This is a genomic window from Blattabacterium sp. (Blatta orientalis) str. Tarazona (genome assembly GCF_000334405.1).
GTDB lineage: Bacteria > Bacteroidota > Bacteroidia > Flavobacteriales > Blattabacteriaceae > Blattabacterium.
In genome coordinates, this window is the sequence record NC_020195.1 from 539,307 (window position 1) to 558,494 (window position 19,188).

Annotated in this window: 18 protein-coding genes, 2 tRNA genes and 1 pseudogene; 10 read left to right on the top strand and 11 right to left on the bottom strand. The window is 27.9% G+C overall.

All coding sequences use genetic code 11. From position 1 onward, the window contains the following. The first annotated feature begins 18 nt into the window (after nucleotides 1-18). Nucleotides 19-882: an ACP S-malonyltransferase gene (gene fabD, locus BLBBOR_RS02670; protein ID WP_015370898.1), complete on the top strand. Its 864-nt coding sequence runs from the start codon at nucleotides 19-21 to the stop codon at nucleotides 880-882. Between the two features lie 4 nt (nucleotides 883-886). Next, nucleotides 887-1,855, top strand: a complete 969-nt coding sequence (locus BLBBOR_RS02675; RefSeq protein WP_015370899.1) for a GYDIA family GHMP kinase — start codon at nucleotides 887-889, stop codon at nucleotides 1,853-1,855. 72 nt (nucleotides 1,856-1,927) lie between these two features. On the opposite strand, the gene BLBBOR_RS02680 is transcribed toward BLBBOR_RS02675, so the two are convergent. The 4 genes from BLBBOR_RS02680 to BLBBOR_RS02690 form a co-directional block, all read right to left on the bottom strand. Further along, nucleotides 1,928-2,010 (bottom strand) — tRNA-Leu (locus BLBBOR_RS02680). Between the two features lie 18 nt (nucleotides 2,011-2,028). Continuing rightward, nucleotides 2,029-3,543 (bottom strand): ribonuclease E/G, encoded by a 1,515-nt coding sequence (locus BLBBOR_RS02685; protein WP_015370900.1) that lies wholly within the window; start codon nucleotides 3,541-3,543, stop codon nucleotides 2,029-2,031. Between the two features lie 23 nt (nucleotides 3,544-3,566). After that, nucleotides 3,567-3,695 (bottom strand): hypothetical protein, encoded by a 129-nt coding sequence (locus BLBBOR_RS03325; RefSeq protein ID WP_255343408.1) that lies wholly within the window; start codon nucleotides 3,693-3,695, stop codon nucleotides 3,567-3,569. 30 nt (nucleotides 3,696-3,725) lie between these two features. Beyond that, nucleotides 3,726-4,019 (bottom strand): HU family DNA-binding protein, encoded by a 294-nt coding sequence (locus BLBBOR_RS02690; protein WP_015370901.1) that lies wholly within the window; start codon nucleotides 4,017-4,019, stop codon nucleotides 3,726-3,728. An 85-nt stretch (nucleotides 4,020-4,104) separates the two neighbouring features. Between BLBBOR_RS02690 and mutY the strand changes: the two genes are divergently transcribed. The 6 genes from mutY (at nucleotide 4,105) to BLBBOR_RS02720 (ending at nucleotide 10,148) form a co-directional block, all read left to right on the top strand. Further along, the gene (gene mutY / locus BLBBOR_RS02695) at nucleotides 4,105-5,160 is read left to right on the top strand and encodes an A/G-specific adenine glycosylase (protein WP_015370902.1); all 1,056 of its coding nucleotides are present in this window, start codon (nucleotides 4,105-4,107) and stop codon (nucleotides 5,158-5,160) included. 26 nt (nucleotides 5,161-5,186) lie between these two features. Beyond that, nucleotides 5,187-6,497, top strand: coding sequence for a gliding motility-associated protein GldE (gldE, locus tag BLBBOR_RS02700; RefSeq protein WP_015370903.1), 1,311 nt, complete (start codon nucleotides 5,187-5,189; stop codon nucleotides 6,495-6,497). 73 nt (nucleotides 6,498-6,570) lie between these two features. Continuing rightward, complete coding sequence (locus BLBBOR_RS02705) at nucleotides 6,571-7,173, top strand: tol-pal system YbgF family protein (RefSeq protein ID WP_015370904.1); 603 nt, start codon at nucleotides 6,571-6,573, stop codon at nucleotides 7,171-7,173. Between the two features lie 42 nt (nucleotides 7,174-7,215). Further along, the gene (gene ribH, locus BLBBOR_RS02710) at nucleotides 7,216-7,692 is read left to right on the top strand and encodes a 6,7-dimethyl-8-ribityllumazine synthase (protein WP_015370905.1); all 477 of its coding nucleotides are present in this window, start codon (nucleotides 7,216-7,218) and stop codon (nucleotides 7,690-7,692) included. Next, entirely contained in the window at nucleotides 7,689-9,416 is a 1,728-nt protein-coding gene (gene mutL / locus BLBBOR_RS02715) for a DNA mismatch repair endonuclease MutL (RefSeq protein WP_235043216.1), read from the top strand. Before ribH ends, mutL begins: the two co-directional genes overlap by 4 nt. Before the next feature lie 30 nt (nucleotides 9,417-9,446). After that, nucleotides 9,447-10,148 (top strand): rhomboid family intramembrane serine protease, encoded by a 702-nt coding sequence (locus tag BLBBOR_RS02720; protein ID WP_015370907.1) that lies wholly within the window; start codon nucleotides 9,447-9,449, stop codon nucleotides 10,146-10,148. Nucleotides 10,149-10,152: 4 nt separating this feature from the next. Here BLBBOR_RS02720 and lepB read toward each other — a convergent pair whose 3' ends face one another. Then, a complete protein-coding gene (lepB, locus tag BLBBOR_RS02725) occupies nucleotides 10,153-11,583 on the bottom strand; it encodes a signal peptidase I (protein ID WP_235043217.1) in 1,431 nt (476 codons plus the stop codon). A gap of 105 nt (nucleotides 11,584-11,688) precedes the next feature. Further along, nucleotides 11,689-12,399 (bottom strand): 4-hydroxy-tetrahydrodipicolinate reductase, encoded by a 711-nt coding sequence (gene dapB, locus BLBBOR_RS02730; protein ID WP_015370909.1) that lies wholly within the window; start codon nucleotides 12,397-12,399, stop codon nucleotides 11,689-11,691. Nucleotides 12,400-12,477: 78 nt separating this feature from the next. On the opposite strand from dapB, the gene BLBBOR_RS02735 reads away from it, so the two are divergent. Both BLBBOR_RS02735 and BLBBOR_RS02740 read left to right on the top strand, forming a co-directional pair. Beyond that, on the top strand, nucleotides 12,478-12,759 hold the full coding sequence (locus BLBBOR_RS02735) for an SDR family NAD(P)-dependent oxidoreductase (RefSeq protein ID WP_048818551.1): 282 nt from the start codon (nucleotides 12,478-12,480) through the stop codon (nucleotides 12,757-12,759). Between the two features lie 182 nt (nucleotides 12,760-12,941). Then, nucleotides 12,942-13,026 (top strand) — tRNA-Leu (locus BLBBOR_RS02740). A 6-nt stretch (nucleotides 13,027-13,032) separates the two neighbouring features. Here the strand turns inward: BLBBOR_RS02740 and ilvA are convergent. The 5 genes and pseudogenes from ilvA to ilvD form a co-directional block, all read right to left on the bottom strand. Next, the gene (gene ilvA / locus BLBBOR_RS02745; RefSeq protein ID WP_015370910.1) at nucleotides 13,033-14,295 is read right to left on the bottom strand and encodes a threonine ammonia-lyase; all 1,263 of its coding nucleotides are present in this window, start codon (nucleotides 14,293-14,295) and stop codon (nucleotides 13,033-13,035) included. A 38-nt stretch (nucleotides 14,296-14,333) separates the two neighbouring features. Beyond that, complete coding sequence (gene ilvC / locus BLBBOR_RS02750; RefSeq protein ID WP_015370911.1) at nucleotides 14,334-15,380, bottom strand: ketol-acid reductoisomerase; 1,047 nt, start codon at nucleotides 15,378-15,380, stop codon at nucleotides 14,334-14,336. 27 nt (nucleotides 15,381-15,407) lie between these two features. Then, nucleotides 15,408-15,722, bottom strand: a complete 315-nt coding sequence (locus BLBBOR_RS02755) for an acetolactate synthase I/III small subunit (RefSeq protein WP_015370912.1) — start codon at nucleotides 15,720-15,722, stop codon at nucleotides 15,408-15,410. A 27-nt stretch (nucleotides 15,723-15,749) separates the two neighbouring features. Next, the gene (gene ilvB / locus BLBBOR_RS02760; protein ID WP_015370913.1) at nucleotides 15,750-17,444 is read right to left on the bottom strand and encodes a biosynthetic-type acetolactate synthase large subunit; all 1,695 of its coding nucleotides are present in this window, start codon (nucleotides 17,442-17,444) and stop codon (nucleotides 15,750-15,752) included. A gap of 6 nt (nucleotides 17,445-17,450) precedes the next feature. Continuing rightward, a pseudogene (gene ilvD / locus BLBBOR_RS02765) lies at nucleotides 17,451-19,133 on the bottom strand (dihydroxy-acid dehydratase). Between the last annotated feature and the right edge of the window lie 55 nt (nucleotides 19,134-19,188).

The following is a 19,188-nucleotide window of genomic DNA, read 5'->3' on the forward strand; positions in this document are numbered from 1 at the left end:
TAAAAATTTATTAGGAATATGAAGGCTTATATATTTCCAGGTCAAGGATCCCAATTTTTAGGCATGGGAAAAGATTTATACAAAACTTCTAGTTTAGCAAAAAAATTGTATCAATTGTCCGATGACGTTTTGGGATTTAAAATGACAAACATCATGTTCGACGGTTCTACTATGAAAGTTATAAAAAAAACTAAGTACACACAATTGGCTATTTATATCTATTCAGTAATACAAGCAAAAATATTAAATGATTTTTATCCGGATATGGTAGCTGGACATTCTCTTGGAGAATTTTCTGCTTTAGCTGCTATTGAAGTATTTTCTTTTGAGGATGGATTAAAATTAGTAGATAAAAGAGCTACTCTGATGCAAGAAATATGTGAGTCTATATATGGAGGGATGGCAGTCGTGTTTGGGTTAGAAGATGAGATAATAGAGAATGTTTGTAAAAAAGATCCTGGGATTATTGTTCCAGCTAATTATAATAGTCCTGGACAATTAGTAATTTCCGGAGAAGAAAAAGCTCTGAAAAGAGTTTGTGCTTCTTTAGAAGAAATTGGGGCTAAAAAAATTTTAAAACTGCCCGTTCATGGAGCATTTCATTCTCCTATTATGGAACCAGCTAAAAAAAAATTAAAAATCTTTATGGAAAGAATTACTTTTAAAGATTCTAAATGTCCAATATATCAAAATGTAATCGCTAAATCAGTGAGTAATTCTGATGAAATAAAAAAAAATCTTATCGAACAGTTAACTTCTCCTGTTAAATGGAAACAATCAGTAGAAAATATGATACAAAAAGGAGCAGTTTCATTTACTGAAGTAGGACCAGGAAACGTTTTACAAGGAATAATAAAGAAGATTATAAAAAAGAATAATTAAAAATATGAAATTACAAGATTTACATTTTTTTTATTATTATAGTCATGGAAAATTGTTATTAACAGGAGAGTATTTAATTTTGCATGGAGCTTTTGGTTTAGCTTTACCCACAATTAAAGGACAATCATTTACCATATTTTATTATAAAAATAAACCTACCTATCCCTGTTTATCTACTTTATCTTCTAAATTTTTACTCTGGAAGAGTTTTGATGAAAAAGATAAACTTTGGTTTGAGGGAATCTTTCAACTTCCTTCTTTAGATATCTGTTATGAAACAGAAAAAAAAACGGCTTTTCGATTAAGAAATTTATTGCTAAAATCCAGAGAAATTCGAAAAAATTTTCTTTCCAATACATTTGGAATATATGTAAAAACGAAATTAGAATTTCCTAGAAATTGGGGATTAGGAAGTAGTTCTACTTTGATCAGTAATATAGCAAAATGGTCCAGAGTAAAACCTCATTTATTATTAGAAAAAAATTTTCCAGGAAGTGGATATGATATTGCTTGTGGATATTATTCGAAACCTATAATTTTTAGAAGATTAAAAAATGAAGGACCTCATGTTATTCCTATAGATTTTAATCCATCATTTAAAAAAAAACTTTTTTTTTTATATCTAAACAAAAAACAGAATACTTCTGAAAGTATCCGATTTTTTCTAAAAAAAAAAAATCTAAAGATCTTTAGTAAAAGTATGGATTTCATATCTTCTATTACACAAAAAATTCCTTTTGTAAACTTTAAAAGAATTGAAGAACTTTTGTTTAAACACGAAAAGATTATATCCGAAATATTAGATATCCCTACTATAAAAGAAACATATTTTCCAGATTATTTAGGTTTGGTAAAAAGTTTAGGAGCTTGGGGAGGTGATTTTGTTTTAATCAGTTATAGAGATGGAATGAGAAAATATTTTTCAAAAAAAGGATTTTATACCCTTATTTCATTTGATGAGATGATTGTATGATAGATTATCGATTTCTGATCGAAAATACACCTATCAAAGATCAAAAAAAATTCTATTGATGGAGGAAAAATGTGCGGACGAAGGGATTCGAACCCTTATGCCTGATAGGCATCAGATCCTAAGTCTGACGTGTCTACCAATTCCACCACGCCCACATTAATAAATTTAAGAAATTAATTTCTTTTAGAGGAAACTACTTCTTTATTTTTATTGAAAATTTGATATTCCGTGTATTTAAAAGAATCTCTAGGAATAATTTTAATCCATTTTTTATATTTAAACAGCCATTTATGTTGAATAGAAGGAAATCCTTTTTTCAGATATGCCGCCACAAAAGTATGTATATGTAATTGTATTCCTTTATGAAATTTATCTTTTACAAGAGTTTCTAGAATAAATTCTAAATGATGAATATAAACTATAGGAGATTCTTGATGTTTTTTATCATGATGATTAGCTTTTAATTCAGCTCTTACTCTATGACGAGTAAATTGAACTAAACCAAATTCATTTGGAGGTAAAATTTGATGTTTGGCTCTATCATTTTTCATTTTTTCTTTCAAATGTTCATATAATTTTTTTCTTTGATAGGGCTCAGACATATCTATAAAATCTACTACAATTATTCCTCCCATGTCCCTTAATCTCAGTTGTCTAGCGATTTCAGTTGCAGCTAAAAGATTGATTTTTAATATAGTATCTATTCTTTCTGATTCTGTACAATTTTTTTTAATGTGATTAATCATCCCACTATTTACATCTATAACATGTAAAGCTTCAGTATGTTCAATAACAAGATAAGCTCCATTTGCAAGAGGAACATTTTTCCCCAAAGAAGTTTGTATCTGTTTTTCAATCCCATATTTTTCAAATATGGGAATATCTCCTCTATAATGTTTAATAATGCTGGTTTTTTCTGGGGCGATAAAAGATAAATAAGAATGAATTTCCTGGCAAAGGAACCTATTATTACAATAAATAGATTTAAAATCATCATTGAATGTATCTCTTAATAAACAAGAAGTTTTACTACTTTCGCTTAAAACCCTAACTGGAGGTAATTTGATTAAATTACTTAATATATTTTTCCATTTTTTTCTTAAAAAAAATAGTTCTTTTTTAAAAACTTGTTCTTTTTTTGAATAAGCTGCCGTTCGAATAATAATTCCAAATTCTTTTGGTTGTATTTTCTTTATACAAGAAATTAATCGACTTTTTTCTTTCGTGTTTTTAATTTTCTTAGAAATAGAAATCTTTTCTGAAAAAGGAATTAATACTAAATTTCTTCCAGGAATACATAACTTTGCAGTTAATTTTGGTCCTTTATTGGAAATGGGTTCTTTCGAAATTTGAACCAAAATTTTTTGTCCAGGATATAAAATTTTTTCTATAGAACTCCTATCTCCTTTTTGAGAAAAAAGAATTTTTTTTTGAGTTATCAGACTTAACATTTTTTCTATTTGAAATCCAAGATCATTATAATGCAAAAAAGCTCCTTTGGAATATCCTATATCAATGATAGCCGCATTTAATCCATATGAAATTTTTTTTACTACACCTAAATATATATCCCCTACAGAGAACTTTTTATTGAAAACTTCTCGGTGAAGTTCCAGCAACTTCCCTTCTTCTAAAAGGGCTATTTTTACTTCTTGTTCTTCTGCATTTATAACTAACTCTTTATTCATACACAAAAACAAGGAAAAAAGTTTTAAAAATTATAAAAGATGAACTTTTGATAAAAATTTTTATTTTTTTTTCTTATGTCTATTTTTCCTATTTCTTTTTTTTCTTTTATGGGTAGAAATTTTACGTCTTTTTCTTTTTTTCCGTTGGGCATAATTTTAAGTCGTTGTGTATCACCTACATATTATTTTTTAATAGGGACGTTTTTTTTTACTAACTCAGTAAATTCTTTTGCAGGTTTAAATGCTGGTATATTATGCTCTGGAATGACAATAGACATATCTTTTGATATATGACGTCCAAGTTTTTTCGCTCTGTATTTAATAATAAAGGATCCAAATCCTCGTAAATAAACATTTTCTCCAGATGTTAAGCTTTGTTTTATTTTTTTCATAAACGTTTCTATCACCTTTTGCGTGTCAATTCTCTCAGATCCCGTTTCGGATATGATTTCTGTTATTATATCTGCTTTTGTCATGTTTAATCATTATATATCGAATAACAAAATTCGGTTTCCTAAATATACCAATTTTTTATAAAATTGCTCTAAAATTAACATAGATATGAATTTTTCTAAAAAAATAATAAACTGGTATAAAAATAATTATCGAAAACTTCCTTGGAGAGAGACTAAAAATCCATATTATGTATTAGTTTCGGAATTTATGTTGCAACAAACAAGAGTATCAAAAACTATAAAATATTATTTAGATTTTGTCAAAAAATTTCCTAATCTAGAAAAATTAGCCGATGCAGAAGAAAAAGAAGTGTTGAAAGAATGGGAAGGATTAGGTTATTATACAAGAGCTCGCTATTTACATTTGTTTGCTAAACAATTGGTAAAAGAAAAACAAAGTGGATTTTTTCCAAAAAAATATAAAGAATTAATCAAATATAAAGGGATAGGCCCATATACAGGGGCAGCTGTAGCTTCTATATGTTTCGATGAAGTGATTCCTGCTTTGGATGGAAATGCTTATAGAGTATTTTCTAGATATCTAGGAATTTACCATAATATCACATCTTTTAGAGCAAAAAATATATTTAGATTTTTCATTTTAAAAATCATGGATCATAACGATCCAGGCATTTTCAATCAAGCTGTCATGGATTTAGGTTCTACTTTATGCACTCCAAGGAAAGCTAAATGTTTCTACTGTCCAGTAAAATCTTCTTGTTTTTCATTGAAAAATGGAACAGTCTATGATCTTCCTGTTAAAAACATAATAAAAAAATCTGTTTTGCATAGATTTTTTTATTATGTTTTTATATGGGATAAAAAGAACCATCTCTGTATTCAGAAAAGAAATAACCAAGACATATGGAAAGGTTTGTATGATTTTCCGTTAATAGAATCAGAAAAAAATCTTTCCATTAGCGAAATAAAAGATAAGATTTGGACGAGGTTTAGGATAATTGCTGATTCTATTATTTATCAAGTAATACATAAGTTAACTCATCAGACTTTATCCATTCAATTTTTAAATTGTAGAATCATACAAAATGTTCAAAAAGAAAAATACTTTGATAATTTTTTTTTCATTCCATACGAAAAAATTGTTGAATACCCTTTTCCTCGTCCAATTACCTTGTTTTTAAAACATGAAAAAATGATTTAGTTTTGTTATCATCAAAATTAAATCTCTTGGAAAAAGAATCTTCGACGATCATTTTTTTAGAAAGCACTCTATATTTTCAAATATTTATTTATTTTGTGTTAATAATAATCTTACTATTATTTTCTGCACTTATATCTGGATCAGAAACTGCTTTTTTTTGTCTTGAAAAAAAAACTATTGATAGAGAAATAAAAAAAAATCCATCTAGAGGAGATAGAGTGTTAAATGTTCTTAAGAATAGAAAAAAACTTTTAGCTACAATATTGATATCCAATAATTTTTCTAATATAGGAATTGTTATATTAAGCTCATATTTAATAACAAAATCTTGGAAAAAAAGTTTTTCAATTCCTCTAAATTTTCTTTTAGAAGTGGTCTTTTTAACTTTTATTTTACTTTTATTTGGAGAAATAATTCCAAAAATATATGCTCGAAAAAATAATTTTCGTTTTGCTCTCTTTATGTCAAAAACCTTGATTTTTCTTGGAAAACTCCTAGATCCTTTTAGTAAAATTATGATCATAATTTCTAAACTTATAGAAAAAAAGATGAGAAAGAAAAAAAATAGAATATCTGTGGATCAACTTTCAAAGGCTTTAAAAATTGCATCTTCTCATCAAAAAAATGTTAAAGAATGTCTCTTTTTGCAAAGAATTGTAAATTTTGGAAATACAGAAATACATCAAATCATGACTCCAAGAATAGATATGTTTGCTTTGAGCAGCAATACTCTTTTTTCTCAAGTTTTAGAATTAGTTCGTTATCAGGGATATTCAAGAATTCCTATTTATAAAGACAGTATTGATGATATAGAAGGAGTGCTTTTTGCTAAAGATCTTCTTCCATTTATTCATGAAAAAGAATTTCAATGGACTAAACTGATTCATCCTCCTTTTTTTGTTCCAGAAAACAAAAAAATAGATGATCTTTTAAGTGATTTTAAAAAAAGAAAGATCCATTTAGCCATTGTGGTAGATGAATACGGAGGAACTTGTGGATTAATTACTCTTGAAGATGTTATTGAGGAGATAGTAGGAGATATTGTAGATGAATTTGATGAAGAAGACATGTCTTATTCAAAACTAAATCAGAATAATTATTTATTTGATGGAAAAACTTCTCTGATCAATTTTTATCGTATTATGGGAATAAAAGAGGAAGTATTTTTACGAAAAAAAAAAGGAGATGCAGATACTTTGGGAGGATTTCTTATGGAAAGAAATAAAGAATTTCCAAAACGGAAACAAAAAATTAATTTTTTGAACTATTCTTTCATTATAAGAAGCATAGATCATAAAAGAATAAAGAGTATAGAAGTAATACGAAAAAAAAACTAAATGATTTTATGTATATTTTAGAAAAAAATTTAGTCAATTTTCTTTAAAATGAAAAAAAAATCCTGTTATCATTATGATAAATTTTAGTCTTTGTCCTTTTTTAAAAAGAAAAAATTATGGTTTTTTTTTGAGTCTAATTGTTATAACAGCAGGAATCTATTTTTTTTATAAAAAATTTGTTTTATCTACATCCGAGGAAAAAGCTCTGGAAGAATTAAACTATGCACAAAAATATCTTTCTCAGGGAGCTATAGATGAAGCTTTAAATAAAAAAAAATTAAAAATTCCTTATCTAGGATTTTATGGAATTGTTACTAAGTATCCTTTTACTAAAGCAGGTAATATTTCTAAATTTTATGCTGGAATTTGCTTTTATAAATTAGGCAACTATAAAGAATCTATAAAAATGATGAGAAATTTTTCTGCAAAAGATGAATTTTTATCCTCTATCAAATATGGAATGATAGGAGATGCCTTTGCACAGATTAGAAATAAAAATGAGGCTTTAAAAAATTACGTTAAAGCAGCTAATATAAGAGAAAATGAAATCACTACGCCACTTTATTATTACAAAGCGGCATTATTAACTTTTTCTATGAAAAAATACAAAAATTCTAAATTTTTCTTAAAAAAATTGAAAAAAAATATCCTATTTTTCTGCATAAAGAAAGTGTAGAGAAATATCTTATGTTTATTGAAAATAAATTGTAAATTTTACATGAAAAAAACTCCTGTATATCAAATAGATAAATTAAGAAAAAATGATCTAAGATTTGCTATTATAGTGGCACAATGGAATAATGATATTACCGATAAACTATATAAAGGAGCATATAAAACTTTAATTCAATCAGGAATTTTAAAAGAAAGAATCAAAACCTGGAAAGTTCCAGGAAGCTATGAACTCATTTATTCAGCTAAAAAAATAGCTCTTTGTTATAATTTTGATTCTATTATTGTCATAGGATCTCTTATACAAGGAGAAACTTGTCATTTTAAGTATCTTTCTCAAGCGGTTTCACAAGGAATAAAGGATATAAATATTCAATATGATGTTCCAGTTATATTTTGTGTTCTTACTGACAAAAATAAACAGCAATCTTTGGATAGATCCGGTGGAAAAAAAGGAAATAAAGGCATAGAATGCGCTAAAACAGCTTTATCTATGGCGATTTTTCGTAAATCTGTTGAATGATGAACAATTCTATTCAATTATTACCTAAAAAAGTGATCAATCAAATTGCTGCGGGTGAAGTAATACAACGTCCTTCTTCTGTATTAAAAGAACTTATGGAAAATTCAATAGATGCAAAGGCTAAAATGATTGATGTATTTATAAGAGATTCAGGAAAAACTTTAATTCAATTAATAGACAACGGATATGGAATGAGTTTTAATGATGCTAGAATGAGTTATCAGCGATATGCTACTTCTAAAATAAAAACCAATGAGGACCTTTTTAGAATTAGAACGAAAGGATTTCGTGGAGAAGCATTAGCTTCCATTGCTTTCATTTCTGAACTAGAAATACAAACTAAAAATAAAGAAGAGGTTATGGGGTTTCATCTCCTTATAGAAGAAGGAAAAATAAAAAAACAAATTCCCATAAATATGCTTCAAGGGACTAGAATCTCTGTGAAAAACATTTTCTATAAAATTCCTGCTAGGAGACGGTTTTTAAAATCTTCCCGAATAGAATTTAAACATATTGTTAATGAATTTTATAAAATCGTTTTAGCACATAGAGATATTGTCTATCGTTTTTATCATAATGATAAAATTCTTTTTTCTTTTAAAAAGGCTTCTTTAAAGGATAGAATCCAAGAAATTTTTAGTAAAAAAAATAAAATATTAATACCAATTATCATCAAAAAAAGTAGAATTCTTATAGAAGGTTTTGTTAGTCAACCAGATGCTTATGTACAACGAAAAGGAGATCAATTTCTATTTGTTAACCAACGTAGCATAAAAAATAATTTCTTGCATAGAAAAATACTTTCCGCTTATGATGGAATTTTAAAAAATTTAAAAACAGTTTCCTATTTTATTTTTATTCATATAGATCCAAGTTTAGTAAATTGGAATATTCATCCTACAAAAAAAGAAGCAAAATTGGAGGAAGAAGATCTAATTGGAAATATGATTCAACAGGAAATAAAAAATGTTATATCTTGTCAATATAAGGTCAAAAAGGAGGATTTAAATCATTCAGATTTTTTATTTTCTTGTGATTCCTATAAAGAATCATTTTTTTTGATGAATCATTATAATTCTTTTTTTGAAGAACTTTCTTATAAAAGAAAAGTAATTCAGTTAGAGAATTTGATCCATAAAATGAAAAAATCAGATTTTTTTATCGATATTCATTTTACAAAAAAGTTATCTAGCTATGTTTCTAATGAAAAAGATATAAAAACTTTTCAGATAAATGGAAAATATATAATTTTTCCATGGAAGGAGGAAAATATCATCTTGGTAGATCAACATAGAGCTCATCAAAATATATTATTTGAATTTTTTTTTCAAAAAGAAAAAAAAATTAATAAGCCAACAGTTCTTTTTCCAATTGAAGTGAGACTGTTAAAGCATGAATTAAACTCATTAAATAACATTAAAGATGACTTAATTGAAATGGGATTTCATTTATACTTTTGGAAAAAATCGGCCTACTTATATTCTATTCCGGAAAAAATACATAAAAATATTCTGGTTGAAATTTTTCACAATATTTTAACATATAATTTTGCTAAAGGAGAAAAAAATAACAAAAAAATACTTATTAAATCTATAGCTAAATCTGCTGCCATAAAATACGGGACAAAATTACATTCTGATAAAATGAAATGTTTAATTAGAGATTTTTTTCTTGTGAAAATACAAGTTATACGTATACAGGAGATCCTATATTTTTTGTGTTAAATAACAATTTTTTAAAAAACAATTTTGTAAGTGAATTTTTATATATCAAATTTTAATTCAGATGCTGTAAAACACTTAATTAGTATTAATATACTTGTATATACAGCTACTTTTGTTTTTTCACAATATAAAATAGAAAATATTCTTTCTTTATATCATCCTTTGGATAATAGATTTGAATTCTATCAGATTTTTACTCATATGTTTGTACATTCCAAGCGTCTTTTTCTGCACATTTTTTTCAACATGTTAGCCTTATTCATGTTTGGAGGCCAAATGGAAACTTTGTTAGGAATTAAAAAATTTTTGATCACCTATTTTTTATCAGGTATTTTAGCTGCGTTATTACAATTAGTGTTCAATACTAGTATTCTTTATTATTTCGTTCATTCATTGGATTTTTCCCAAGCAAAAAGAACATTTGATTATTTAAATCAAGAACAACGTATCAATCTTTACAGTTCTATGTATTCTCCAATGATGGGGGCTTCTGGAGCTGTAAGTGGAATAGTAGGAGCTTTTGCTAGATATTTTCCAGAACACAAAATATTTATTTTACCATTTCCTTTTCCAATTGCTGTACGAAAAGCTCTTCTGATTTTTATTTTTGGGAGTTTGATTTCGGCTATTTTTAATTTGGCGCCTGGAGTCGCACATTTTGCTCACATCGGAGGAATATTATCTGGTTATTTTATAGGAAATTTTTTTCTAAAAAAAGAAAATCGCTTTTAAGAAATCATTCAGGATTTTTTTTATAAAAGAGGAAATAAGAAAAATATATAAATAAAAATGTAAGAAAAAAGGATAAATAGGAGTTTTTTCCATCTACTGTAGTCATAATACGATCCCAACGAAATTTCCAATTGAGAAAATTTAAAGGATTTTTTCGATCCCAATCTATACTCATCCATATGAATATAGGTTTTCCTACTATATGATCTTCCGGAACGAATCCCCAATAACGAGAATCGGAAGAATTATGTCTATTATCTCCCATCATGAAGTAATAGTTTTTTTGTATTTTATAATGATTATTTTTTTTATTATTGATGACGAAACATGAACGTTCTTTTCTTATTTTATTTCCTTCATCTACAAGAATATCATAATAGATATGAATATTTTTTGAATTTAATTTAATAATATCTCCCTTCTTAGGAATATACAAAGGGCCAAAAAAATCTCTGTTCCAACCAAAATGGCTTGGGAATATAGAATCTTCCGAAAAATTTCTTGGTAATAGGTATTTTTTGATATAAATTATATTTTCAAATAAATTTCTGATCTGTATTGCTTTCTTTTCAGTCAACATAATTTGATAAAAATATTCGTCATTTTTTTCCCCTATTATATCAATATCTTCTATATCCATATTTTCTTTAAGAAATTCTATATTTAATGGAATATTTTTTGTTTTAATAAGATAAACTTGTTGTTTTTTTATCTGATAGGGAAACCCATTTTCTTTTTCCTGTTTTTTATTTACAAATAAAATTCCATTTTTAATAGAAATTATATCTCCCGGTAAACCTACACAACGTTTGATATAGTTTTCTTTTCTATCTATTACTTGATGATTTAAATCTTTAGGAAAATTAAAAACTACAATATCATTCCTCATTATAGATTGTATAGGAGAGAAACGGAAATAAGGCCATTGAAAAAAAGAAATATAAGATTTCCATTTACCTATTATAGTGTTATGTGTAAAAGGGATAGATATTGGAGTTATAGGCATTCGCAATCCATAATGAATTTTACTGACTAATATAAAATCACCTACTAGTAAAGATCCTTCCATAGAAGAAGTAGGAATGGCAAATGGTTGAACTATATAAGTGTGTGTAAGAAAAGAAAGAATCATAGCAAATAGGATATTTGATCCTGTATTTTTTTTCTCTTTGTAGATTATTTTGGATGTTTCCAGTTTTTTAGAGTAATTTATATAATAGATATATCCTCCTAGAGATAGAAAAAATAAAAAAATATCTTTTTTACTTGTCTTTCCAAAAAACGAAGTAAATCTATCCATAAAGTTATAAGCAAAAAAATACTTGTTAATGGAATAAATAAAAGAAAAAATCCACCAAATAGGTCTATGAGAAATTTTTAAAAGAAAAACAATATTGTATATTGGAATTATTTGTTGAAGATAACTGATTCCCATTTTTTTTAACAGTCTCCATGTCCCGAAAACATGAATAATATGTTCAAGAAATAAAAAAATTCCACTAAAAAAAAGATATTGATACATCTGATGATAGGATCAGATCTATATTCCTAATCCTAATACATCTTTCATAGAAAAAAAACCTTTTTTATTTCTAATCCATTCTGCAGCTATAATGGCTCCTAATGCAAATCCTTCTCTGCTATGAGCTTTGTGTTTTATTTCTATATCTTCTATTTTAGATTGATATGTCACTATATGTGTTCCCGGAATTTTTTCCAATCTTTTGGAAATGATTAATACTTGATCTTTTGTATCTTTCTTATCTAAGATCCATGCTTTTTTCATTTTATTATTAATAATATCTTTTGCTAAAGAAATAGCCGTTCCACTAGGTTTATCTATTTTTTCTTTATGATGAATTTCCTCAATTTTTACTTCATAATCTGTGGCGTATGTAGATAAAAATTTTGATAGTTGATGATTGATCTCGAAAAATATATTCATCCCTATACTGAAATTAGAAGAATATAAAAAAGTTCCGTTATTTTTTTTACAAAGATCCTTAATAAAAGGAAATTTTTCTAGCCATCCTGTAGTTCCACATACTATAGGGATGTTATTTTCCAAACAAATTTTTATATTCTTAAAAGCAGAGTCTGGCTGAGTAAATTCTATAGCCACATCCGTATTTTTCAAGGAAATGCAATTAGGACTTTCGTTAGAAAAAAAGGAAATTTGATGATTTCTAATTTTCGCTATTTTTTCTACAGATTTTCCCATTTTTCCATATCCTATTATTGCTATATTCATATTCTTTTTCTTTTTTTTTAATTAAATAATAATATAAATCAATTTTATTAAGCAAAAATAAATTATCTTTACGAAAAGATGAAAAAGAAAGTAATAATTACAGGTGGCGAAAATGGAATAGGATATGAAATAGCAAAAGAATTCTTAAATATGGGGCATTATGTTTTAGCTATATCCAGAGATGGAAGTAAATTATTAAAATTCAAAAATCACCCATTTGGAATTTTTATTCCATTAGAAATGGACTTAACTAAAAAATATTCCTATAAAAAAATAGAAAAAATTTTATGGGAATGGATGTTCGTAGACATACTTATTAATAATGCCGGTTTCTTAGTGAAAAAAATTTCGATAAATTAAAAGATCAAGATTAAGATCTATATTATTCTTATACTAAAAAATTTTCTTGGTTATCTGTATATAGTTCTTCTTAAAAGATTCCTTTTGAATCTAATGGATCTCGTGTAAATTGTTTAGCATTACATTAGGAGCATTACAATTATTTTTAATGGAAAAAACCCTATTTCTTCTACAAATTAATCGCCCACGTGGTGGAATTGGTAGACACGCCACCTTGAGGGGGTGGTATCCGATTAGGATGTGCTGGTTCAAATCCAGTCGTGGGTACAAAATTTATATAAGAACACGAAATAAATCCGGATCTTTATTTAGATACTGAAAATGAACTTTATACTTTTTCATTCTTCCTAGTAATCCAGAAAATTCATTCTTATCTGCTAATTCTATTCCTATTATAGCTGGCCCTTCTTCTTTAGAATTTTTTTTCGAGTATTCGAAATAAGCAATATCATCTTTTGGCCCCAAAATATTATTAACAAATTCTTTTAAGGCTCCTGCTCTTTGTGGAAACTTTACAATGAAATAATGTTTTTTTTCTTCATATAAAAGAGATCTTTCTCTTATCTCTTCTGTTCTAGTAATATCGTTATTTCCACCGCTTAATACACAAACTATAGTCTTTCCTTTTATTTTTTTAGAATAAAAATCTAATGCAGATATTGAAAGAGCTCCAGCTGGTTCGGCTACAATAGCTTCCAAATTATATAAATCTAAAATAGTAGTACAAACCTTTCCTTCCGGGACTGTCTTTATTTCAGATAAAATTTGATTACATATGTTAAAGTTTAATTCCCCTACTTTTTTTACTGAAGCACCATCAATAAATCTATCTATGGTTTTTAATTCTATTACTTTTCCTTTTTTTAAAGAATAACTCATAGATGGAGCGCCCTGAGGTTCTACTCCTATGATTTTAGTTTTTGGACTAAATTGTTTAAAAATACTTCCTACGCCTGAAGCCAACCCTCCTCCTCCAATAGGAATAAAAACGTAATCAATAGAGTGATAATTAGATTGTTTTAAAATCTCTAAACCTACAGTAGCCTGACCTTCAATAATTTTAATATCATCAAAAGGATGAATGAATATTTTTTTATTCTTTTTGCAATCTTTCATTGCTTCATAACTTACTGCATCGAAAGTATCTCCAATAAGAACAATTTCCACATTTTCTTTTCCAAACATCTTAACTCTTTCTACTTTTTGTTTAGGAGTAGTACTAGGCATATAAATTTTTCCTGGTAATTGTAATATATTACAAGAATAAGCTACACCTTGTGCATGATTTCCTGCACTAGCACAAACAATTCCCTTTTTTAGTTCTATATGGGATAAACTTTTTATTTTATTATATGCTCCTCTAATTTTATAAGAACGTATAATCTGCAAATCTTCTCTTTTCAAAAAAATATTAGCTTGATATTTTTCGGACAAAATAGAATTTCTCTGCAAGGGAGTTTCATAAATAATATCTTTTAATAGGTTTTTTGCCTTAACAACTTCTTCATAAGAAGGAAAATATAATTTATTTTTCAATATTTTAAAAATAAAAAAATGTCAATAAAATATTTTATTTACTTGTTTTCTTCTGGTCTTAGATCACGAATCGTCTTCCCTACTTCCCATAATTCACTTTCTCGAAGAGAAGTCAATTCTTTTTCTAATTTCAATCTATAATCTGGAAGGCTATTTTCCTCTATAATTCTTTCAGCCTCGTTTCCTGAAGAAACTTCTTGATATAAACTTCTAAATACAGGTAAAGTAGCATCTCTAAATTTTTTCCACCAATCTAAAGCACCTCTTTGTGCAGTGGTAGAACAATTAGCATACATCCAATCCATTCCATTTTCTGATACTAATGGCATAAGACTTTGAGTTAATTCTTCTACTGTCTCGTTGAAAGATTCCGAAGGAGAATGCCCTTTTTCTCTTAAAATCTGATATTGAGCGGAAAAAATTCCCTGTATGGCTCCCATTAAAGTTCCTCTTTCTCCTACTAAATCAGAATAGACTTCTTTTTGAAAAGTTGTTTCAAATAAATATCCAGATCCAATTCCTATACCTATAGAAAGAGCTTTTTTTAAACTTTTTCCACTATAATCCTGATAAATGGCATAACTAGAATTAATTCCTTTTCCTTGTTTAAAAAGTCTCCTTAAACTTGTTCCTGAACCTTTGGGGGCTACTAAAAAAACATCTATATCCTTAGGAGGATGAATTTTAGTTTTTTCACAAAATGTTAATCCAAATCCATGCGAAAAGTATAAAGATTTTCCTTTGGTCAGATTTTTATGAAGAGTAGGCCAAAAAGAAATTTGACCAGCATCTGATAGCAAATACATCAATATAGTTCCCCTTTCAGAAGCCTCTTCTAAGGAAAAAAGATTCTTTCCTTCAATCCATCCATCTTCTAAAGCTTTTTTCCAAGATAAAGAATTCCTTCTTTGTCCCACAATGACTCTAAAACCATTATCCTTTAGATTAAGAGATTGACCAGGTCCTTGAACTCCATATCCTAAGACAGAAATAGTTTCTTTATTTAAGATTTCTTTAGCTTTCGATAATGGAAACTCTTCTCTTGTTACAATGGTTTCTTCTACGGATTCAAATTTTATTTTCATGATTTATTTAAAATTTAATTTTCTTAATTAAGATGTTGCTAATGGTAAATCTATTTGTTTCCAGGAATTTTCTCTGGAATTTTTTTCCTTTATTTTGAAAGAGTAAACATGAATGATCCCAATTAATTTTTCAATTAATTTTGTCAATTTAATCAATTGTTCTTCGTGACATTCTAAATCGAGAATATATTGAACGTTATCCATATCTATGGTATCATTTTCATTATGAGAGACATTGATATGATTAATTTTTAAATTTCTACGATTCAATAGAACAAGTATTCTACTCAACAATCTTATTTGATTTTCCACTAAAATTATTATTCTGAATTGATGCTTCATAGTATTTTTATTATTTATTTATTATTATTATGTTAAACGAATCTCATCTACAGAAGCTCCTGCAGGAATCATAGGAAAAACATTATCCTCTTGTTCTACTACTATTTCTAACAAAAAAGCATTAGGGAAAGAGAATGCTTTTTTAACAGCCATTTCTAATTCATCTCTTTTATTGACTCTTTCTGCTTCAATATTGTAAGCATCGGCTAATTTTACAAAATTTGGATTAACTAATTCTGTACAAGAATAACGTTTATCAAAAAAAAGTTGTTGCCATTGACGAACCATTCCCAAAAAATTATTATTTAGTAATATAATTTTTATAGGAATGTTATTCTGTAAAATAGTTCCCATTTCTTGTATAGTCATTTGAATCCCCCCATCTCCAACAATACAGATGACTTGTCTTTCTTTTGCCCCTAATTTTGCTCCTATAGAAGCAGGTAAAGCAAACCCCATGGTTCCTAGACCTCCAGAAGTTATCTGACTTTTTTTATAGGTAAAATCAAAATATCTAGAAGCTATCATTTGATGTTGCCCTACGTCTGTTACAAGTATGGCATTTTTTTGTTTATATTGATTTATCCACTTAATCACTTCCCCCATGGTCATTCCCTCTTTCATTGGATTAAGATCCTTTTTTATGACGGATTCTTCTTCTTTTTTCTTAATTGATAGAATTTTTCTATCCATTTTTTCATGAGTAGATTCTTTGACATAAGAAGTCAATTTCTTTAAGGAAATTTTGCAATCTCCTAAAATAGGGATATGGCATAATATATTTTTGTTAACTTCAGAAGGATCTATTTCTAAATGGATAATTTTAGCTTGTTTCGCATATTTATTTACATCTCCTGTAACACGATCATCAAAACGCATGCCTATAGCAATGAGAATATCACACTGATTAGTTAGAAGATTAGGGGCGTAATTTCCATGCATTCCTAGCATTCCTACATGTAGACGATGATGACTTTCTAAACTTCCTAATCCTAAAAGGGTACTAGCAACTGGAATTCCAGTTTTTTCGATAAATTTTTTAAATTCATTTTCTGCATGAGCCAAAATCACTCCTTGCCCTACAAGAATTAAAGGTTTTTTAGACGAATTGATTAAATCAGCAGCTTCTTTTATTCTTTCTTCTTTTATACAAGGATATGGATGAAAATTTTTAACATATTTACAACGATTATAAAGAAATTCAGTTCTTTGAAATTGAGCATCTTTGGTGATATCTATTAATACGGGTCCTGGTCTCCCTTTTTTAGCTATAAAAAATCCTTTTTGGATAGATTCACAAATATCTTTCGCTCTCAAAACTTGAGTATTCCACTTGGTCACAGGAATAGATATATCTATAATATTCGTTTCCTGAAAAGCATCAGTACCTAAAAGATGAGAAGATACTTGTCCAGTAATACACACGATGGGAGTACTATCTATTAAGGCGTCTGCTAATCCAGTAATTAAATTGGTAGCTCCAGGACCGGATGTCGTAAAACATACACCTATTTTTCCAGTAGCTCTAGCATAACCTTGTGCGGCATGAATAGATCCTTGCTCATGACGCATTAAGATATGAGAAATCATATTTAAATAATCGTGTAGAGAATCATATATAGGCATAATAGCTCCACCTGGATATCCAAAAATATATTCTACTTCTTCATATAAAAGAGTTTTTATTACTATTTCTGAACCAGAGAATAACTTGTTTTCCATACACAATTAAAATTGATCTGTAATACAACCTTCGGAAGCTGTAGAAACGGTTTTTATATATTTATATAGATACCCTCTTTTCACTTTTAATACAGGCGAGGTCCAAACTTTCTTTCTTCTTTTTATTTCCTCTTCTTCTACTTCAAGAGTTATAGTATTATTTTCTGCATCTATTTTAATGAAATCTCCATTTTTAATCAAAGCTATTGGTCCTCCAGATTGGGCTTCTGGAGTAATATGCCCGACAACAAATCCATGTGATCCCCCAGAAAACCGTCCATCCGTAATAAGAGCTACATTTTTTCCTAATCCAGAACCCATAATATAAGACGTTGGTTTAAGCATTTCAGGCATTCCTGGACCTCCTATTGGACCTACATATCTAATGACCACGACATCTCCATGATGAACTTTATGATTTAAAATAGCTTGATTTGCCTCTTTTCTGAATTAAAACATTCGCTTTTCCTCTAAAATTATTCCTTCCTTACCAGTAATTTTTGCTATGGCTCCCTCTGGAGAAAGATTTCCATATAAAATTCGGATATGTCCATCTTTCTTGATTGGTTTTTTTAAGGAATAAATAATTTTTTGATTAAAAGTCATATTCGGGACATTTTTCATATTTTCAGATAAAGTTTTCCCCGTCACTGTTATACAATCTCCAGATAAAATTCCTTCATTTAATAAATATTTTATAATAACGGGCATTCCTCCAATATACATATGGATATCCTCCATTAAAAAAACTCCACTTGGTTTTAGATTTCCAATAAGAGGGACTTGATTACTGATTTTTTGAAAGTTCTTTAAAGTAAAATTTATATTTGCGGATTTAGCAATAGCTAAAAAGTGTAAAACTAAATTAGTAGATCCACCTAAACACATAGCTAGTTTCACTCCATTTTCTATAGAAGTTTTTGTGACAATATCTTTAGGCTTTATGTTTTTTTCTAGAAGTTTTTTAATAAAAATCGAAACTTCTTCACACTCTATTTTCTTATTTTCACTTGTGGATGGAGAAGACGAAGAATAAGGCAACGTCATTCCCATAGCTTCTAAAGCAGAAGCCATGGTATTAGCTGTGTACATTCCTCCGCAAGCTCCAGGTCCTGGACAGGAATTTTTTACAATATCTTTATATTCTTTTTCTGATATTTTACAAGTATTTTTTTTACCTAAAGCCTCAAAAGAAGAAACAATGTCTAATTTTTTCCCATTATAACAACCTGAAGAGATACTACCTCCATAGACAATAATAGAAGGTCTATTTAATCTTAGTAAAGCCATCATAACTCCTGGAAGATTTTTATCACATCCAGGTATAGCTATGACTCCATCATAATGATGTGAATCGACCACGGTTTCTATACTATCCGCTATTAATTCTCTGGAAGGAAGTGAATACCTCATCCCAGAGGTTCCCATAGTAATTCCATCACTCACTCCTATAGTAGTAAATTGAAACCCTATTAAATTTTTATTTATGATCGAAGATTTTATCTTTTTTCCTAGTTGATTCAAATGCATATTACAAGGATTTCCTTCATACCAGTTACTAACTATTCCTATTTGAGCTTTACAAAAATCCGTTTCTTTTAACCCTGTGGCATAAAGCATAGCGTGTGAAGCTGGTAAATTAGGTTCTTCCGTAATTTTTCTGCTAAAATTATTAATTCTTTTTTTCATGAGATGTTTTATAAATCAAAAAGCCCTACTGAATCGATTATCAAGTAGGGATTAA